At 76.9% G+C, this 18,998-nt stretch carries 1 protein-coding gene; it reads right to left on the bottom strand.

Annotation, left to right across the window (positions count from 1 at the left end; all coding sequences use genetic code 11):
* Nucleotides 1–6: 6 nt before the first annotated feature.
* Entirely contained in the window at nucleotides 7–18,765 is an 18,759-nt protein-coding gene (locus IF37_RS0110890) for a non-ribosomal peptide synthetase (protein WP_079165662.1), read from the bottom strand.
* Nucleotides 18,766–18,998: the final 233 nt, after the last annotated feature.

Raw genomic sequence — 18,998 nt, 5'->3', positions numbered from 1 at the left:
GGATCCTCACCGTTCGTGGTCGTGGCCGCCGGACGCGGCGTCTTCGGTGTCGTGGCCGTGCGAGGGGCCCGGGCCGGCGTCGTGGTACCCGGGAACCGGGAGGTCGTCGCCGTACCCGGGGGCCGGGACGTCGTCGCCGTACCCGGGGACCGGGACGTCGCCGTACGCCGCCCCTTCCAGTTCGCTCAGTACCTGTTCCTCCACCAGCTCCGCCAGGGCGGCGACGGTGCGGGTGACCAGGACGTCGCGGGGGGTGAGCGTGACGCCGAACGCGTCGTTGGCGCGGGAGGCGATGAGCAGGGCGCGCAGGGAGTCGCCGCCGAGCAGGAAGTAGTCGTCCTCGGCGCCCACGGCCGTCTGGAGGGTCTCCTCCCAGATGGCCGCCACCGCCTCCTCGGTGGGGGTGCGGGGTGCCACGTACTCGGGGCGGCGGTCCCGCTCCTCCTCCGGCGCCGGGGCGGGCAGGGCGGCCCGGTCGGTCTTGCCGTTCTCGGTGAGCGGGAAGCGGTCCAGCACCACGAACGCGGACGGCACCATGTACCCCGGCAGCGAGCGGGCGGCCAGCGCCCGCAGCTCGGCGGGGGCGGGCGGTTCGGCGCCGGGGGCCGTGAGCAGGTGGGCGACCAGGCGCGGCAGGCCGGGTTCGTCCTCGCGCACGGTGACCACGGCGTCCAGCACGCCCGGATGGCCAACCAGGGTGGCCTCGACCTCGCCCGCCTCGATGCGGTGGCCGCGCAGCTTGAGCTGGTGGTCGGTGCGGCCCAGGTAGTGCAGTTCGCCGGCGCCGTCCCGGCGCACCAGGTCGCCGGTGCGGTACATACGGGTGCCGGGCGCGCCGAACGGGTCGGCGGTGAACCGGGCGGCGGTCAGTCCGGGCCGGCCGAGGTAGCCGCGGGCCAGTGCCGGTCCGCTCAGCCAGAGTTCACCGGCGACGCCGTCGGGGACCGGCCGCAGCCGGGCGTCGAGGACGTAGGCGCCGGTGGCGGGCAGCGGGCGGCCGATGGGCGGTGCGGTGCCGTCCGCCGCCAGCGGTGCGGACCAGGTGGCGACGACGGTGGCCTCGGTGGGGCCGTAGGAGTTGACCATGCGGTGGTGCGGGGCCCAGCGGGCGACGAGTTCGGGGCCGCACGCGTCGGCGCCGACGATCAGCGTCTTCAGGTCCGGCAGCGTGCCGGGGGTGTCGGCCGGCAGGGTGGCGAGCGCGGCCGGCGGCAGCAGGGTGTGCGTGACGCGCTCGCTCCGCAGGACGTCGGCGAGTTCGGCGCCGAGCAGCGGTCCCGGCCGGGGGACGACCAGGCGGGCGCCGTGCGGCAGGGACATGCACAGTTCGAGCACGGAGGCGTCGAAGCTGGGCGTGGCGAAGGCCAGCACCCGGTCGCCGGGGGCGACTCGGTAGTGCCCGGCCTCGGCGGCACTGAACGCGGCGAGCCCGCGGTGGGTGACGACGACGCCCTTGGGGGTGCCGGTGGAACCGGAGGTGTAGATGACGTAGGCCGGGTCGTCCAGGTCGAGCGGGCGGGCCCGGTCGGCGTCGGTGGGCCGGTGTCCGGGCACGTCGTCCGGCGGGGCGGCGAGCAGGCCGGCGACCTCCTTGGCGTCCAGGGTGAGGGCGGGCGCGGCGTCGCCCAGCATCAGGGCGATGCGCTCCTCGGGGTAGGCGGGGTCTACGGGCAGGAAGGCAGCGCCGGCCTTGCTGACCGCCAGCTGCGCCAGCACCATGTCCGCCGAGCGGGGCAGCAGCAGCGCGACGAGGTCGCCGGGGCCGGTGCCGCGGGCGATCAGCCGGTGCGCCAGCCGGTTGGCCCGGTCCTCGGTCTCCGCGAAGGTCAGCGGCGGGCCGGCCGCGTCGAGCGCGGGGGCGTTCGGCCACCGGTCGACGGCGGCCTCGACGAGGGCGGGCAGGGTGGCTGCGGGCACCGGTGCGGACGCGGGACGGACCGGTCCGCGCAGCAGCCGGTGCCGCTGCTCCGGCGGAGTCACGTCGAGGTCGTCGAGGCGGGCGGTGCCGTCCGAGGCGGCCAGCACGTCCAGGGCCCGCAGCAGCTGCCCGGCCAGCGAGGCGGCGGTGGCCTCGGTGAAGTACCGCGGGTCGTAGCCGAGTTCGACGGTCAGCCGGTCACCGGGCGAGACGACCACGGTGAGCGGGTAGTTGGTGGCCTCGCGGGCGTCCAGCTCGCGCAGGGCGAGTCCGTGCGCGCCCGCGGTCGCGTCGCCGACCGGGTAGTTCTCGAAGACCACCAGGCTGTCGAAGAGGGCGGTGCCCGGCGGGAGTCCGCCGAGGGCGTGCAGCGTGCTGAGCGGCAGGTGGTCGTGGAGGCGGTCCTCGGCGCGGGCCTCCTGGAACGCGCGCAGCCAGGTGTCGCAGCGGGCACCGCCGTCGACCCCGGTGCGGGCGGGGAGGGTGGTGATGAACAGGCCGGTGATGGTGTCGGCGCCGGGCAGTCCGGCGGGCCGCCCGGAGACGGTGGTGCCGAAGCAGACCTCCCGCTCGCCGCTCCACCGCGCCAGCAGCAGCGCCCAGGCGCCCTGCACCACGGTGTTCAGGGTGAGGCGGTGCCGACGGGCGAACTCCTCCAGGCGCCGGGTGTGTTCGGTGTCCAGCCGCTGGGACAGCCAGGTGCCGGAGCGGGCGGTGGCGCCCGGGGCGGGCCGGTGGTCGTACGGCAGCGGGGTCGGGGTGTCGAGACCGGCCAGGACGCCGCGCCAGTGTTCCTCCGCCTGCCGGGTGTCGCGGGCGGCGAGCCATGCGGCGTACTCCGCGAACGGCCGGCGCTCGGGCGGCCGGGGCCGTTCGCCGCGGGTGAGGGCGGCGTGCGCGGCCGTGACGTCGGACAGGACGTGGAAGACGCTCCAGCCGTCCAGCAGGACGTGGTGGAAGGTCCACACGACGCGGACCGCGTCCGGGCCGAGCCGGACCAGGGCGATGCGCAGCAGCGGGGCGCGGTCCAGGGCGATGCCCCGGGCCCGCTCGTCGGCGAGCAGCCGCTCCAGCTCCGCGCCGTGCCGGCCGGCCGGGAGCGCGCTCCAGTCGTGCGCGGTGACCGGCAGGGTGACGTGCCGGTGGACGACCTGGAGCGGCACGGGTACCCCGTGCAGGGCGACGGAGGTGCGCAGCACGGGGGTGTGGTCGACGACGTGCTGCCAGGCGGCGGCCAGCGTCGCCGGGTCGTGGACGCCGTCCGCCACGAAGGTGATCTGCTCGACGTAGAGGCCGTGTTCGGCGTCGTCCAGGCCGTGCATCACCATGCCGGTCTGGGTGGGGGTGAGCGGGTAGACGTCGGTCACGTCCGTGCCGTCCCCGGCGATCCGGTCCACGGCCGCCTGGTCCAGCGGGGCGAGCGGGAAGTCGGAGGGGGTGCGGCCGCCGGCGCCGGGTCCGGCGCAGTGCCGGAGGATCTCCCGGAGTTCGTCGGTGAGTTCGGCCGCCAGTCGGGCGACGGTCTCCCGTCGGTGCACCGCGCGGGAGTACGACCAGGTGAACTCCAGCCGGTCGCCGGTGACCCGGCCGAGGACGTCGAGGAGGTGGGGCCGGTCCGCCGAGCGGTCCATGCCGCCGGCGAGCCCGTCGTGCGGCGCGTGCAGCAGGCCGTCCGGTGCGGCGGTCCGGTCCTGCCGGCCCAGGTAGTTGAAGCAGACCGGGGGCAGGCCGGGCAGTTCGCGGCCGGCGGTGGGGTGCAGGAAGCGCAGGGCGCCGTAGCCGAGCCCGCCCCGCGGTACGGCCCGCAGGTTCTCCTTGACGGTCTTCAGCACGGTGCCGGTGTCCGCGTCCCGGGGCACGTCCAGGGCGACCGGGTACATGGCGGTGAACCAGCCGGCGGTCCGGGCGAGGTCGGTGTCCTCGAACAGTTCCTCGCGGCCGTGGCCCTCCAGCGTCACCGCCACCCGGTCCCGGCCGGTCCAGCGGGCCAGGACCCGGCCCAGCGCGGACAGCAGGACGTCGTTGACGCGGGTGCGGTACACGTCCGGGACGTCCCTGAGCAGGCGGCGCGTCTCCTCGGCGTCGAGCCCGGCGGTCACGCTGTCCTCGTCGGCGGCGGTGTTGGTGCCGCCGGGATGGTCGGCGGGCAGTCCGGCGGAGGTGTCCAGGGCCGTCCAGTGGGCGAGTTCGGCGTCGAAGCCGCCCGCCGCGGTGTGCTCGGCGAGCCGCCGTGCCCAGGCCCGGAACGAGGTGCTCTTCGGGGCGAGGGCGGGCCGGGCGCCGTCCCGCAGCGCGCGGTAGGCGCTCTGGAGGTCCTCCAGGATCAGCTGCCAGGACACGGCGTCCACGACCAGGTGGTGGGCGGCGAGCAGCAGCACGGGCCGGCCGCCGTCGGCCGGCCGGCACAGCGCGGCCCGCAGCAGCGGCCCGCCGGCCAGGTCGAAGCCGGCGGCCAGGGCGCCGGCCACCTCCTCCGGGGCCGTGCCGTCGTGCACCTCCAGGTGCGGGGTGTCCGCGCCGGGCGGGGTGCCGTACTGCCGCCACCGCCCGGCACCGGTCGGCTCGAAGCGCATGCGCAGCGCGTCGTGGTGCGCCAGTACGGCGGCCAGGGCGGCCCGCAGCAGCGTCTCGTCCGGGTCCGGGAGCAGCTCGTAGGAGACCGTCTGGCTGAAGTGGGCGGGGTCGCCGGTGAGGGTGTCCAGGAGCCAGTGCTGCACGGGGGTGAGCGGGGTCTCGCCGGTCACCGGCCCCTGCTCGGCGGCGACCGCGGAGGCGGCGGGGTCCGGGAGCCGCTCGGCGACGGCGGCGAGCGCGGCGAGGGTCTGGTGGGTGAACAGGTGGCGGGGGGTCAGGGCGAGGCCGGCCCGGCGGGCGGCGGAGACGACCTGGATGCCGAGGACGGAGTCGCCGCCGAGGGTGAAGTAGTTGTCGTCGGCGCCGACCTCGGGCACGTCCAGCACCTCGCACCAGATGGCCGCGAGGGTCTGTTCGGCCCCGGTGCGCGGCGGTCGGCCGGACCCGCCGGCGGTCGGCGCGGCCCACCGGGGCACGGGCAGCGCCCGCCGGTCGAGCTTGCCGGTGGCCCCGAGCGGCAGCCGCTCCAGCGGGACGACGAGGGCGGGCACCAGGTGGTCGGGGAGGCCGCGGGCGAGGAAGGCGCGCAGCTCACCGGGTTCGGGCAGGCCGTCCGGCTGGTCCGCGGCGCCGTCGGGGGCGGCCGGGCGGGGCACCACGTAGCCGACCAGGCGGCGGTGGCCCGCGTGTTCGACGACCCGGGCCGCCGCCGCGGACACCGCCGGGTGGCGGGCCAGCGCGGCCTCCACCTCGCCGAGTTCGATGCGGAAGCCGCGCACCTTCACCTGGTCGTCACCGCGGCCGAGGTAGACGAGGTCGCCGTCGGCCGTCCAGCGGACCAGGTCGCCGGTGCGGTACATGCGGCTGCCGGGCGGGCCGAACGGGTCGGGCAGGAAGCGGGCGGCGGTCAGGCCGGGGCGGCGCAGATAGCCGCGGGCGACGCCGGTCCCGGCGAGGAACAGCTCGCCGGGCGCGCCGGCCGGTACCGGGCGCAGCCGCTCGTCCAGGACGTAGGCGCGGGCGCCGCCGAGCGGCCGGCCGATCGGCGGGTCGCGGTCGGGGTCGGCCGGGTCGCAGGTGAACGCGGTGGCGTAGACGGTGGCCTCGGTGGGGCCGTAGATGTTGCGCACCCGGCTGCCGGGGACGGCCGCGCGGACCCGGTCCACGGTCCGGGCGGGCAGCCCCTCCCCCGCGAGGACGACGGTGTCCGCGGTGATCCGGACGGCGCCCTCGGCGAGCAGCCGGTCCAGCGCGGAGGGGACCGCGCTGAGCAGTCCGGCCCGCCAGGGCCCGGGGCGCTCGGCGAGGGCCAGCAGGTCGCGGACGATCTCCACGCAGCCGCCGGACAGCAGCGGCGAGAAGATCTCGAAGACCGACACGTCGAAGTTGAGCGAGGTGGACGCCAGCACGTGTTCCAGACCGCGCCCGGTGAACTCGGCGGCCGCCCAGTCGGTCAGCGCCCGTACGGACGCGTGGCTGACGACCACGCCCTTGGGGCGGCCGGTCGAGCCGGAGGTGTGGATGACGTAGGCCGGGTGGGCGGGCAGCAGGGTGCCGTGCCGCTCGTCGTCGCCGACGGGCGTGTCCGGCACACCGGTGCCGGGCTCGTCGTCCAGCAGCACGCGGGTGTACGGCCCCTCGGGCAGCCGGCCGGCGGTCTCGGCGGACGCGATCACGGCGTCGGGCCGTACGTCCTCGAAGAGGAAGGCCACGCGCTCGGCGGGGTGGCGCGGGTCGACCGGCAGATAGCCGGCGCCGCTCTTCAGCACCGCGAGCAGGGCCACGACCAGGTCGGCGGTGCGGGGCAGGCAGAGGGCGACGAAGCGCTCGGGTCCGGCGCCGGCGGCGATGAGCAGCCGGGCCAGCCGGTTGGAGCGGGCGTCGAGTTCGCGGTAGGTGAGGCAGGTGCCGGCGTGCCGGACGGCCGGGGCGTCCGGGGTGCGCTCGGCCTGCCGCCGGAACGCGGCGGGCAGGGTGTCCTCGGGGGCCTCGGCCACCCGGCCGCCGAACCGGTCCAGCAGGGCGCGCCCCTCGGCCGGGTCCAGCAGCGGCAGGTCGGCCAGGCGGCTCTCCGGTGCGTCGGCCATGCCGGTGAGCAGGGTGCGCAGGCTCTCGCCGAGCGCCCGCACCGTGGTGGCGTCGAAGGCGTCCGGGTCGTAGTCCAGGTTGACGGCCAGGGTGTCGCCGGGCGCGACGACCACGCCGAGCGCGTAGTTGGTCGGCTCCAGGTCCCGTTCCTGCTCCAGGGTCAGGCCGTGCCGGGCCGGCGCGTCCTCGTCGAACGGGTAGTTCTCGAAGACCACGATGGAGTCGAACAGGCTGGTGCCGCCGGGCAGTTCGCTCCACGACTGCACCTGCGCCAGCGAGACGAAGTCGTGGCGCCGGGCCTCCGCCTGGGCGTCCTGGAGTTCGCGCAGCCAGTCCGGCAGCGGACGCCGCCCGTCGACGCGGACCCGGGTGGGCAGGGTGTTGATGAACAGGCCGACCATCGAGGTGACGCCGGGCAGTTCGGCGGGCCGGCCGGAGACGGTCGTGCCGAACACCACGTCGTCACCGCCGCCGTAGCGGGACAGCAGCAGCCCCCAGGCGCCCTGGAGGACCGTGTTGAGGGTCAGCCCGGCCCGCTGGGCGGTCTCCCGCAGCCGTGCCGAGACGTCCGGGCCGAGGGTCATCCGCACGGACCCGGAGGAGGAGGCGCGGTGGGCCTCGGCGGGCCGCCGGTCGCGGGGCAGCTCGGTGGGTGCCTGGAAGCCGGCGAGGGTGGTGCGCCAGTACCGCTCGGCGTCGCCGCGGTCCCGCCCGGACAGCCAGCGCAGGTAATCGGCGAAGGGCCGCCGCTCGGTGGTGCGCGGGGGGCGCCCGGAGGTCAGGGCGGCGTAACGTTCGCACACCTCGTCGAAGACCTGGGCCGCGCTCCAGCCGTCGAGCAGGACGTGGTGGAACGTCCACACCAGCCGGACCCGGTCCGGTGCCAGCCGGATCAGGGTCAGCCGCATCAGGGGCGCGGCGCCCAGGTCGATGCCCGCGTCCCGGTCCGCGGCGAGCAGCCGGTCCAGTTCGTCCGCGCCGGATCCGGCGGGCCGGCCGGACCAGTCGTGGTGGGTGACGGGCACGGTGGCCCGGTGCCGGACGACCTGGAGCGGTTCCGCGGTCTCCTGCCACACCAGGTGGGTGCGGAGTACGGGGTTGGCGTCCGCGGTCCGCTGCCACGCCTCGGCGAGCGCGTGCGGGTCGGTGACGCCGGTCAGGACCAGCTGCACCTGGTTGACGTAGGTGCGGCCGCCGGTGTCTAGCAGGCTGTGGAAGAGCATGCCGGCCTGCATCGGGGTCAGCGGGTAGATGTCCGCGACGTCCCGGCCGTCCCCGGCGATCCGGTCCACGGCGGCCTGGTCCAGCCGGGCCAGCGGGAAGTCCGACGGGGTGCGGCCGCCCGCGTCCGGCAGGGCGCAGTGCGCGACGAGGTCGCCGAGCGCCCGCAGCATGCCCTCGGCGAGCGCGGTGACGGTCTCCGGACGGTGCCGTCCGGCGCTGTAGTGCCAGGTGATCTCCAGCCGGTCGTCCTCGACCCGGGCCACGACGTCCAGCAGGTGCGGGCGTTCGGTGCTTGGCGCCTCCGCTCCGCCCAGGCCGCCGGGCACCGCCCCGATCAGGGTGCCGGTGCCGGCCGACCAGTCGAATCGGCCCAGGTAGTTGAAGCTGATGCCGGGCCCGGGCGTGCCGGTGAGCCGTTCCTCGCGGGCGAGGTGGCGCAGCACGCCGTGGCCGAGTCCCCGGTCGGGTACGGCGCGCAGCTGTTCCTTGACCGACTTCAGGGCGGTGCCCCAGTCCCCCGCCGGGACGGTGAGGGCGACCGGGTGGAGCGAGGTGAACCAACCGACCGTGCGGGACAGGTCGACGTCCTCGAAGAGTTGGTCCTCGCGGCCGTGCCCCTCCAGGCCGACGGCGACGGTGTCGCGTCCGGTCCAGTCGGCGAGGACCCGGCCGAGCGCGGTGAGCAGGACGTCGTCGATGCGGGTGCGGTAGACGCCGGGGACGCGGCGCAGCAGGTCGGCGGTGCGGGCGGGGTCGAGCCGGACGGTGACCTCGCGGACGTCGGCGGCGGTGTTGCCCCCGGCGAGGTCCACGGGCAGCCGGTCCGCGCAGGCGCGTGCGGTGTGCTCCCAGTGGGCGAGGTGTGCGGCGAAGCGGTCCCGGTCGCGCAGCCGGCGGGCCCACTCCCCAACGGAGGTGGTGCGGGCGGGCAGCCGTACGGGTTCGCCGGCGGCGGCCTGCCGGTAGGCGGTCTCCAGGTCCTCCAGCAGGATGCGCCAGGAGACGCCGTCGACCACCAGGTGGTGGGCGACCAGCAGCAGCCGGGCGGGCCGGGTGCCGCCGGCCGGGAACAGGCGGGCGGCGAACAGCGGGCCGGTGTCCAGCCGGAGTCCGGCGTGCGCGGCGGCGGTGACGTGTTCCTCGTCCGCCGGGTCGTGCACGCCGAGCAGCTCGGGCTCCGGGCCTTCGGCGGCGGCGACGTCCTGCCGCCAGGTGCCGTCGCCGCCGTCGTCGTCGAGGACGAACCGGGCGCGCAGGGCGTCGTGGTGGGTCCACAGGGCGGTGAGGGCGCGGCGCAGGGCGTCCTGGTCGACGGCGCCCGCGGTCTCGATGACGACGGACTGGTTGAAGAAGGCGGGGTCCGCCGGGCGCGGGTCGAGGAACCAGTGCTGGATCGGCAGCAGGCCGACCTCTCCGTCGACCGGTCCGGTGCCGGCGACGGCGGGTGCGGCTCCGCCGGCGGCGGTGGCGAGTTCGGCCACCGTGGGGTGCCGGAACAGGTCGCGGGGGCTGAGCGCGAGTCCCGCGGCCCGGGCCCGGGAGACCACCTGGATGCTGAGGATGGAGTCGCCGCCCAGCATGAAGAAGTTGTCGTCGACGCCGACCCGGTCCACGCCGAGCAGGTCGGCCCAGATCCCGGCGAGGGCCCGCTCGGTGGCGGTGCGCGGGGCGCGGTGGCCGTGCTCGCCGCCCGCCGACCAGTCGGGGGCGGGCAGCCGCCGCCGGTCGACCTTGCCGTTGGCCGTCAGCGGCAGCTCCGGCACGGTGACGAAGGCGGCGGGCAGCATGTAGTCGGGCAGTCCGGCGGCCAGGTGGGTGCGCAGTTCGGTGGCGGAGGGCACCGCGGCGGCGCCGGCCGGCACGAGGTGGGCGGCGAGCCGCTTGCGTCCGGCGTCCTCGTACAGGGAGACGACGGCCTCGGCGACGGCGGGGTGGGCGGTGAGCCGGGCCTCGATCTCGGCGGGTTCGACGCGGAAGCCGCGGATCTTGATCTGGTCGTCCGCGCGGCCGACGAAGTGGAGTTCCCCGTCGGCGCTCCAGCGCACGACGTCGCCGGTGCGGTACATGCGGGTGCCGGGCGGCCCGTAGGGGTCGGCGAGGTAGCGGGCGGCGGTCGCCCCGGGCCGGCCCGCGTAGCCCCGGGCCAGTCCGGCGCCGGCGATGTACAGCTCGCCCGGTACGCCCGGCGGCTGCGGCTGGAGGGCGGTGTCCAGGACGTACACGCGGGTGTTGTCGAGCGGCCGGCCGATGGGCAGTACGGCGGGCAGCGGGTCGCCGGAGCGGAAGACGCGGCGGGTGGCGAAGGTGGTGGTCTCGGTGGGGCCGTAACCGTCCACGACGGTCAGGCCGGGGCAGGCGTCCAGGACCCGGCGCACCACCGCGCCGGGCACAACCTCGCCGCCCGTCCACACCTCGCGGGCGCCGCGCAGGCAGCCGGGGTCCTCCTGGGCCAGCAGGCGGAACAGGCCCGCGGTCAGCCACAGGCAGCTCACCCGCCGCTCGGTGACGGCGCGCCGGACCTCGGCGGCGTCCAGGTCGGCGGGCGGGGCGAGGACGGCCGTACCGCCGCGCAGCAGCGGCACCCACACCTCGTAGGTGGAGGCGTCGAAGGCGTGCGGCGAGTGCACGAGGACCCGGTCGTGTCCGGCGAAGGCCCGGTCCAGGGCGAGCGCGGCGACGTCGCGCTGGCGTACCGCGACGCCCTTGGGGGTGCCGGTGGAGCCGGAGGTGAACATCACGTACTGGACGTTGTCGGGGCGTACGGCCGGGGCGGGCGCGGCGTCGGTGGCCGGGCTGTCGTCGGCCGGGGTGTCGTCGGCCGGGGTGTCGTCGGCCCGCAGGACGCCGTCACCGGGCAGCAGTTCGCGGGCCGTCCGCTCGCGGCCGGCGTCGGTGAGCAGCAGCCCGGCCCCGGCCTCGGCGAGGGTGCGGCGCAGCCGCTCGGCCGGCGCCCTGCCGTCCAGCGGTACGTACACGCCGCCGGTGCGCACCAGCGCCAGCTGGGTGACGACCAGGGCGGCGGAGCGGTCCATGAGGACGCCGACCGGGTGTTCCGGCCGTACCCCGAGCGCGGTCAGCCGGGTCGCGAGGCGGGCCGCGCGGGCGTCGAGTTCGCGGTAGGTGAGGTGCTCGTCCCCGGCCTCCAGGGCCACGGCGTCGGGGGTGCGGCGCACCTGCGCGGCGAAGAGGGCGGCGACGGTGGTGTCGGGCAGGTCGGTGGCGGTGTCGTTCCAGGCGCGCAGCACCTGCTCGCGGCGGTCCGGGCCGAGCAGCGGCAGCCGGGCGGGCGGGCGGTGGGCGCCGTCGGTCATGCCGGTGAGCAGGACGGTCAGGTACTCGGTCAGCCGCTCGGCGGTGGCGGTGTCGAACAGCTCGGGGTCGTAGCCGAGGCGCAGGCCCAGTTCCTCGCCCGGGTAAGCGGTGAGGCTGAGCGGGTAGTTGGTGGTCTCGACGCCCTCCAGGCCGCTCAGGCGCAGCCCGTGGGCGGCGGCGAGGTCGTCGTCCACCGGGTAGTTCTCGAAGACGACGATGCTGTCGAACAGGGCGGCCCGTTCGGGGAGTTCGGTGAAGGTGCGGATGCGGGTGAGCGGCAGGTGGTCGAAGCGCCGGTCCTCGCTCTGGTCGTGCTGGAGCGCACGCAGCCAGTCGAGCAGGGTGCCGTCGGCGGGGACGGCGGCCCGGGTGGGCAGGGTGGTGATGAACAGGCCGGTCATGGCGTCGGCGCCGGGCAGCTCGGGCGGCCGTCCGGACACGGTGGTGCCGAACACCGCCTCGTCGCGGCCCGCCTGCCGGGCCAGCAGCAGCGCCCAGGCGCCCTGCACCAGGGTGTTGAGGGTGAGGCCGGAGGTGCGGGCCAGTTCCTCCAGCGCCCGGGTGATGGGCGCGGGCAGCGTGCCGTGGACGGCGGCCGTGGACTCGGCGCGGTGGGCCTCGCGCGGTTCGCGGTCGTACGGCAGCGCGGTGGCCTCGGCCAGGCCGGACAGGCGGCGCCGCCAGTGCCGTTCGGCCGCGTCCGGGTCGCGCTGCCGGAGCCAGGCCACGTACTCCCGGTGGGGCGGGCGGTGCGGGAGGGCGCCGGCCCCGGCGTGCCGGGCGAAGACGTCCGAGAGCACCTGGAACATGCTCCAGCCGTCCAGCAGCAGGTGGTGGAAGGACCACACCACGCGCACCGCGGTGGCGGAGACGCGGGCGAGGAGCAGGCGCTGGAGCGGGGCCCGCCCGAGGTCGATGCCGTCGGCGCGGTCGCGGACCAGCAGGTCGTCGAGCCGGGCGCGGCGCTCGTCCTCCGTCAGGTCGCGCCAGTCCAGGTGGGTGACGGGCAGCCGGGCGTGCCGCTCCACCACCAGCAGCGGTTCGGGTACGTCCTGCCACACGACCCGGCCGCGCAGCACCTCGGTGCGGTCGGTCACGTGCTGCCAGGCGGCGGCGAGGGCGTCCGGGTCGGGCACGCCGTCCAGAAGGAACGTCAGCTGCTGGACGTAGACACCGCGGTCGTCCTGGGACAGGCCGTGGAAGAGCATGCCCGCCTGGGTGGGCGTGAGCGGCAGGACGTCGGCCACCGCGGCCGGGGCCGCGCCGGTGATCCGGTCGACGGCGGCCTGGTCGAGGCGGGCCAGCGGGAAGTCGGAGGGGGTGCGGCCGGCGGCTCCGGGCCGGGCGGCGTGCCGGGCCAGGTCGGCGAGCGCGTCGGTGAAGCGCCCGGCGAGGTCCGCGACCGTCTCCTCGCGGCCCGGCCGGTCGGCGTAGAACCAGGTGAACTCCAGGCTATCGTCGACGAGTCGGCCGACGACCTCCAGGGCGTGCGGGCGCTCGGCCGCCGGGTCGGCGTCCAGTTCCAGGGGGCGTACGGTGCCCCGGTAGAGGCCGTCCGGGTCCTCGGGCGCGTCCATCCGGCCCAGGTAGTTGAAGCTGATCTCCGCGTCCGCGGTGCGCGGTGCCGGCCCGGGGACGGCCAGCCGGCGCAGCGCGTCGTGGCCCAGGCCGTGCCGGGGTACGGCGCGCAGCTGCTCCTTGACCCGCTTCAGCACGGTGTCCCAGCCGGCGTCCCCGGGAACGGAGAGGGCGACGGGGTAGCGGGTGGTGAACCAGCCGACCGTGCGGCTGATGTCCAGCTCGGGGAAGAGTTCCTCGCGGCCGTGTCCCTCGACGTCGACCACCACCCGGTCCCGGCCGCTCCAGGCGCACAGGGCCCGGCCGAGGGCGCTGAGCAGGACGTCGTTGGCCTGGGTGCGGTAGGTGTCGGGCAGGGTGCGCAGCAGGGCCGAGGTCGTCGCGGGGCTCAGGCGTACGGTGACCGAGCGCTGCGCGGCGTAGGTGCCGGGGCCGTCCGCCGGGCCGGCGGGGAGGCCGGGCCCTCCGGCCGGGACCGCGTCGGCCCAGTAGGCGCGCTCGTCGTCGAAGCCGCCGTCCGCCGCGTGGGCGTTCAGCCTGCGGGCCCACTGCCGCAGCGGCGTGGACTTCGCGGGCAGCGCGGCGGCGCCGTCGTCGCCCGCCCGGCGGGCCCGGTAGGCGCGGTCCAGGTCCTCCAGCAGCAGCCGCCAGGAGACCCCGTCGACCACCAGGTGGTGGACGGCGAGGTGCAGGACGGGGGGCCGGCCGGTGCCGGGGTCGTGCAGCACGGCCCGCAGCAGCGGTCCCCGGGCGAGGTCGAACGGGCCGAAGTGGGGGGTGTCGGTCTCCGGGCCGGTGTGCCGGGCCAGGCGCAGGCGGGGCGCCCGGTCGTCGATGGACCAGCCGGCCCCGCCGGCCGCGTCGCCGGCCTCGAACCGGGAGCGCAGGGCGTCGTGGTGGGCGACCAGGTCGTTCAGCGCGTCCTGAAGCGCCGCCGGGTCCAGGTCGTCGGGCATCCGCAGGGAGAGCGCCTGGGAGAAGTGGCCGGCGCGTGTCCCGGCGGTGTCGAACAGCCAGTGCTGGATGGGCGTCAGGGGTGCCGTGCCGGTGGCCGCCTCCGGTGCGGGCGCGGTGTCGCGCGGGAGCGCGGCGGCGTCCGCGCGGTGCGCGAGGGCGGCCACGGTCTGGTGCTGGTAGACGTCGCGGGAGGTGAGCGGCAGCCCCTCCTGCCGGGCGCGGGCCACCACCTGGATGCTGAGGATGGAGTCGCCGCCGAGTTCGAAGAAGTTGTCGTCGACGCCGATCCGTTCCACCCGCAGCACCTCGGCCCAGATCGCGGCGAGGGCGCGCTCGGTGGGGGTGCGGGGCGCGACGTGCCGTACCGCGCGCACGGCGGGCCCGGGGTCGGGGAGCCGGCCGCGGTCGAGCTTGCCGTTGGGGTTGAGCGGCAGCGCGTCCAGCACGACGACGGTCGACGGGACCATGTAGTCGGGCAGCGAACGGCCGAGTTCCCGGCGTACGGCCTCGGGGTCCGCGCGCTCGCCGGGGGCCGGGACGACGTAGCCGACCAGGCGCCGGTGGCCGTCGCCGTCCGTGGCGGCGACGGCCGCCGCCCCGGCCACGCCCGCGCAGCCGCGCAGCGCCTCCTCCACCTCGCCGAGTTCGATGCGGAAGCCGCGCACCTTGACCTGCTGGTCGGTCCGGCCGACGTACTCCAGCGCGCCGTCGGGGCGGCGGCGCACCAGGTCGCCGGTGCGGTACATGCGCTCCCCCGGCGCGCCGAACGGATCGGCGACGAACCGGGAGGCGGTCAGTCCGGGCCGGTTCAGATAGCCGCGGGCCAGTCCGCCGCCCCCGAGGTACAGCTCGCCGGTGACGCCGGTGGGCTGGGGCCGCAGGGAGCCGTCGAGGACGTAGGCGCGGGTGAGCGCGACCGGGGTGCCGATGGGCGGGGCCTGCTCCGGCAGCCGGTCGCCGGCGAACCAGGCGGTGGCGTAGACGGTGGCCTCGGTGGGGCCGTAGATGTTGGCGATCCGGCAGCCGGGCAGGGCGGCCCGCAGGTCGTGCGCCGTCTGGAGGGGCAGGGCCTCGCCGGCGAGGACGACGGTGCCGGCCGTCACGGGTGCCGTGCCGCCCGCGACCAGCCGGGAGACGACGGACGGCACCCCGCTGAGCAGTCCGGCCCGCCGGGGTCCGGCGCCGTCGGCGAGGGCCGGCAGGTCGGCGACCACCTCGACGGTGCCGCCGGACACCAGCGGGCAGAGCAGTTCGAAGACCGAGACGTCGAAGTTGAGGGAGGTGGAGGCGATCACATGGGCCAGCTCCCCGGCGCCGAACCGCTCCCCCGCCCACGCGGCGAGCGCGGCGACGGTGCGGTGGGTGACCACGACGCCCTTGGGGCGGCCGGTGGAGCCCGAGGTGTAGATGACGTACGCGGGGTGGTCCGGCAGCAGCGGCCGGACCCGGTCGGCGTCGGTCAGCCCGGTGTCGGCGGTGTCCGTACCGGCGCAGTCCTCCAGGAGCAGCGGCGTGCACTGGGGCGGCAGCGCGGCTGCGGTCTCCCGGGTGGCGACGACGAGGGCGGGCCGGGCGTCGTCGAGCATGAGCCGGATCCGGTCGGCGGGGTAGGCCGGGTCGACGGGGAGGTAGCCGGCGCCCGAGGTGAGCACCGCCCAGAGCACGGGCACCAGGTCGGCGGTGCGCGGCAGGCAGAGCGCGACCAGGTTCTCCGGGCCCGCGCCGCGCGCGACGAGCCGCCGGGCCAGCCGGTTGGCGCGCCGGGCGACCTCGGCGTAGTCCAGCCGGACCGGGCCGCAGACGACGGCGGTGCGGTCGGGGGTCCGGGCGGCCTGGGCGTGGAGCAGCCCGGGGAGGGTGTCGTGCCCGGTCTCCCGGGCCGGACGGGCGGGCGGGTTCCCGCTCTCCACCAGCGTGCGCTGTTCCTCGGCCGACAGCATGGGCAGTGCGGCCAGTGTGCGGCCGGGGCCGTCCGCCATGCCTTCCAGCAACCGGTGCAGATGAGCGGTCATCCGGGCCACGGTCGCCGCGTCGAACAGGTCCGTGTTGAACTCGGCGGTCAGCACGCAGCCGCCGTCCGGGTCCGGCGTGAACTCCAGGACCAGGTCGAAGCGGGCGGCGGGGCGGGGCAGCGGGTGCTCGGCGAGGCGCAGGCCGCCGGAGCGCGGCGGCACCGGGAGCGCGGTCTGCTGCACGACGAGCGCCTGTACGAGCGGGGTGCGGCCGGGGTCGCGGGGCGGGGCCAGTTCCTCCACCACCCGGTCGAAGGGGACCCCGTCGTGGGCGAAGGCGTCCAGCACCGTCGTCCGCATGCTCTCCACGAACCGGTCCACGGTCGCCCGCTCGTCCACCTCGCCGCGCAGCACCACCGTGTTGGCGAAGAAGCCGGGCACGTCCTCCAGGTCCCGCCGGCCGCGGCCGGTGGTGACGGTGCCGAACGCGATGTCCCGCTGCCCGGAGTAGCGGGAGAACAGCAGCGCGGCGGCGCCCGCGTACAGGGTGAACACCGTGGTGCCGCGGCCCGCGGCCAGTTGCCGCAGCCGGTCCGTCAGCTCCGCCGGCAGCAGGTGCCGGTGGGCCGCGCCCGCGGTGGTGCGTACGGCGGGACGCGGCCGGTCCGTGGGCAGCTCCAGCTGCGTGAGGTCCGCCAGGTGGCGTCGCCAGTAGGCGAGGTCGGCGGTGTCCGCGGCACCGGCCCGCCGCCGCCGCTCCCAGACCGCGAAGTCGGGGTACTGCACGGCGGGGCGCGCGAGGCCGTCGGGCTCGCCGGTGGTCTCCGCGTGGTAAAGGGCGGCGAGTTCGCGGGTGAGGACGCCCACCGACCAGCCGTCGGTGACGATGTGGTGCTGGGCCAGGAGCAGCAGGTGGTCCTCGTCGGCGAGCCGGACCAGCAGGGCCCGGGTGAGCGGGCCGGCCGCCAGGTCGAAGGGGCGGCCCAGTTCCCCGGTGAGCAGTTCCTCGGCGGCCTCGGCGCGGCGCGCGTCGGGCACACCGGTGACGTCGGCCGTCCGCAGGGGCAGTTCCGGCTCCGGCGTGATCCGCTGCACGCCCTGTCCGTCGACCGTGGGGAAGGTGGTGCGCAGTGCGGCGTGCCGGGCGGCGAGGCGGTCGAGGGAGCGGCGCAGCGCGTCCGGGTCCAGTGCGCCGCGCAGCCGCAGGACCACGCCGGTGTTGTACTCGGTGCCGCCCGCGGTGAGGTCGTCCAGATACCACAGCCGCCGCTGGGCGCTGGACAGCGGCAGGCCGTCGGTGTGCGGGGCCGGCGGGATCGGCTCCGGCGGCGCGGCGGCCGACGGGTCGGCGAGCAGCGGGGCGAGGGCGGCGACGGTCCGCGCGGTGAAGACGTCCCGCACGGTCAGCCGGACGCCCAGCTCGTCGCGGACGCGCGCCAGGACGCGGGCGGCGAGGATCGATTCGCCGCCCAGGTCGAAGAAGTCGTCGGTGACCCCGACCGTGTCGACGCCGAGGACGTCGGCCCAGATCGCGGCGAGGGCCCGCTCCCGGGCCGACCGCGGCTCCACCCGGACCGCCGGGGCCGTGCGCTCCGGTGCGGGCAGCGCGCGTCGGTCGATCTTGGCTTGCGGGGTGAGCGGCATCCGGTCCAGCACGACCACGACGGAGGGCACCATGTGCGCGGGCAGCGCACCGGCCACGGCGGCCCGCAGGGCGGCCGGGTCCAGGGGGTCCGCGGCGGGCGCGGGGGTGACGTAGCCGACGAGCCGCCGGTGGCCCGGCTCGTCCTCGCGGACGACGACCACGGCCTCGTCGACCGCGCCGGCCCGGCGCAGCGCCGCCTCGATCTCGCCGGGCTCGATCCGGAAGCCGCGGATCTTCACCTGCTGGTCCAGCCGGCCCAGGTACTCCAGCTCCCCTTCGGCGGTACGGCGTACCCGGTCCCCGGTGCGGTAGAGGCGGGCGCCGGGCGGGCCGAAGGGGTCGGCGACGAAGCGGGCGGCGGTCAGGCCCGGGCGGCCCAGGTAGCCGCGGGCCACCGCGTCGCCGCCGACGAACAGCTCGCCGTCCGCGCCGGGCGGCACCGGGCGCATCCCGGCGTCGAGGACGTGCACCCGGGTGTGCGGCAGGGCTCCGCCGATGGTCGGCGTGGAGCGGCCGGCGGTGAGCGGCCCCGTCCAGGTGGCGACGATGGTGGCCTCGGTCGGGCCATAGGAGTTGATCATTCGGCGGCCGGGGGCCCAGCGGTCCACGAGCGCGGCCGGGCAGGCTTCCGCGCCCACGATCAGCGTGCGCAGGTGACGCGCGGTGCCCCGCGCGGGGTCGGGCAGGGTGGCCAGCGCGGCGGGCGGGATGAGGGCGTGGCTGACGCGGTGCTCGTCGAGGACCGCGGCGAGTTCGTCGCCCAGCCACGGCCCGTCCGGCGGTACGACGAGGGTGGCACCGGACAGGACGGAGACGCACAGCTCCAGCACGGAGGCGTCGAAGCTCGGCGAGGAGAACTGGAGCACCCGGTCGCCGGGACCCACCGCGTACCGTTCGGCGGCGGCCGAGGTGAAGCCGCCGATGCCGCGGTGGGTGACGGTCACGCCCTTGGGGGTGCCGGTGGAGCCGGAGGTGTAGATGACGTAGGCCGCGTGGCCGGCCTCGGCGCCGGTGCCGGACGGGTGTCCCGCGCCGGCCGGGTGTCCCGTGCCGTCCCCGGTGGACGGCGTGTCGCCCGTCTCCAGCAGCTCGCCCACCCGGCGCGGATCGTCCAGGGTGACCGCGGGCGCGGCGTCGGCGAGCATCAGCGCCCGGCGCTCGGCGGGGTAGGCGGGGTCCACGGGCAGGAAGGCGGCGCCCGCCCGGGCGACGGCCAGCTCCGCCGCGATCAGCTCCATGGAGCGGGGCAGGACCAGGGCCACCACCCGGTCGGGTCCCGCGCCCCGCCGCACCAGGTGCGCGGCCAGCCGGTCGGCGCGCGCGCCCAGTTCCCGGTAGCTCCAGGTCCGCCGGCCGTCGGTGAGGGCCGGTGCGTCCGGGGTGCGGGCCACCCAGGCGGTGAACAGCTCGCCGAGCGTCGGGTGCGCCGCGGCCGCCGCGCTCTCCGGTGCGCCGCCGCCGGGACCGGCCTGCGGCAGGGAGGACGCCGGTGCGGGCTTGTCGTGCAGGTCCGTCATGGGTGAAGTCCTTTGGAGAGCGGGACGATGCGGCGCGGGCCACGCGGCCGGCTCCGGCCCCGCCCCCCCCGGGGGGGGCGGTGCGCTGGATCGGGCGTGACACGCCGGGGGTGCGCGACGGTGCGGCGGTGCGGTGGGCCGGGGGTGTCCCGGTGCGGCTGGGTCGGCTGGGGCGCGGGCGGGCGGCCCGAGGGGCGGGTGCCGGTCGTCGGGAGGCTCCCGGGCCCGCGTTC

Origin of the sequence: Streptomyces sp. NRRL S-31, assembly GCF_000718775.1 — a bacterium.
GTDB lineage: Bacteria > Actinomycetota > Actinomycetes > Streptomycetales > Streptomycetaceae > Streptomyces.
The sequence above is the reverse complement of the archived record's forward strand: the minus strand, read 5'-3'. Positions and strand labels throughout refer to the sequence as shown.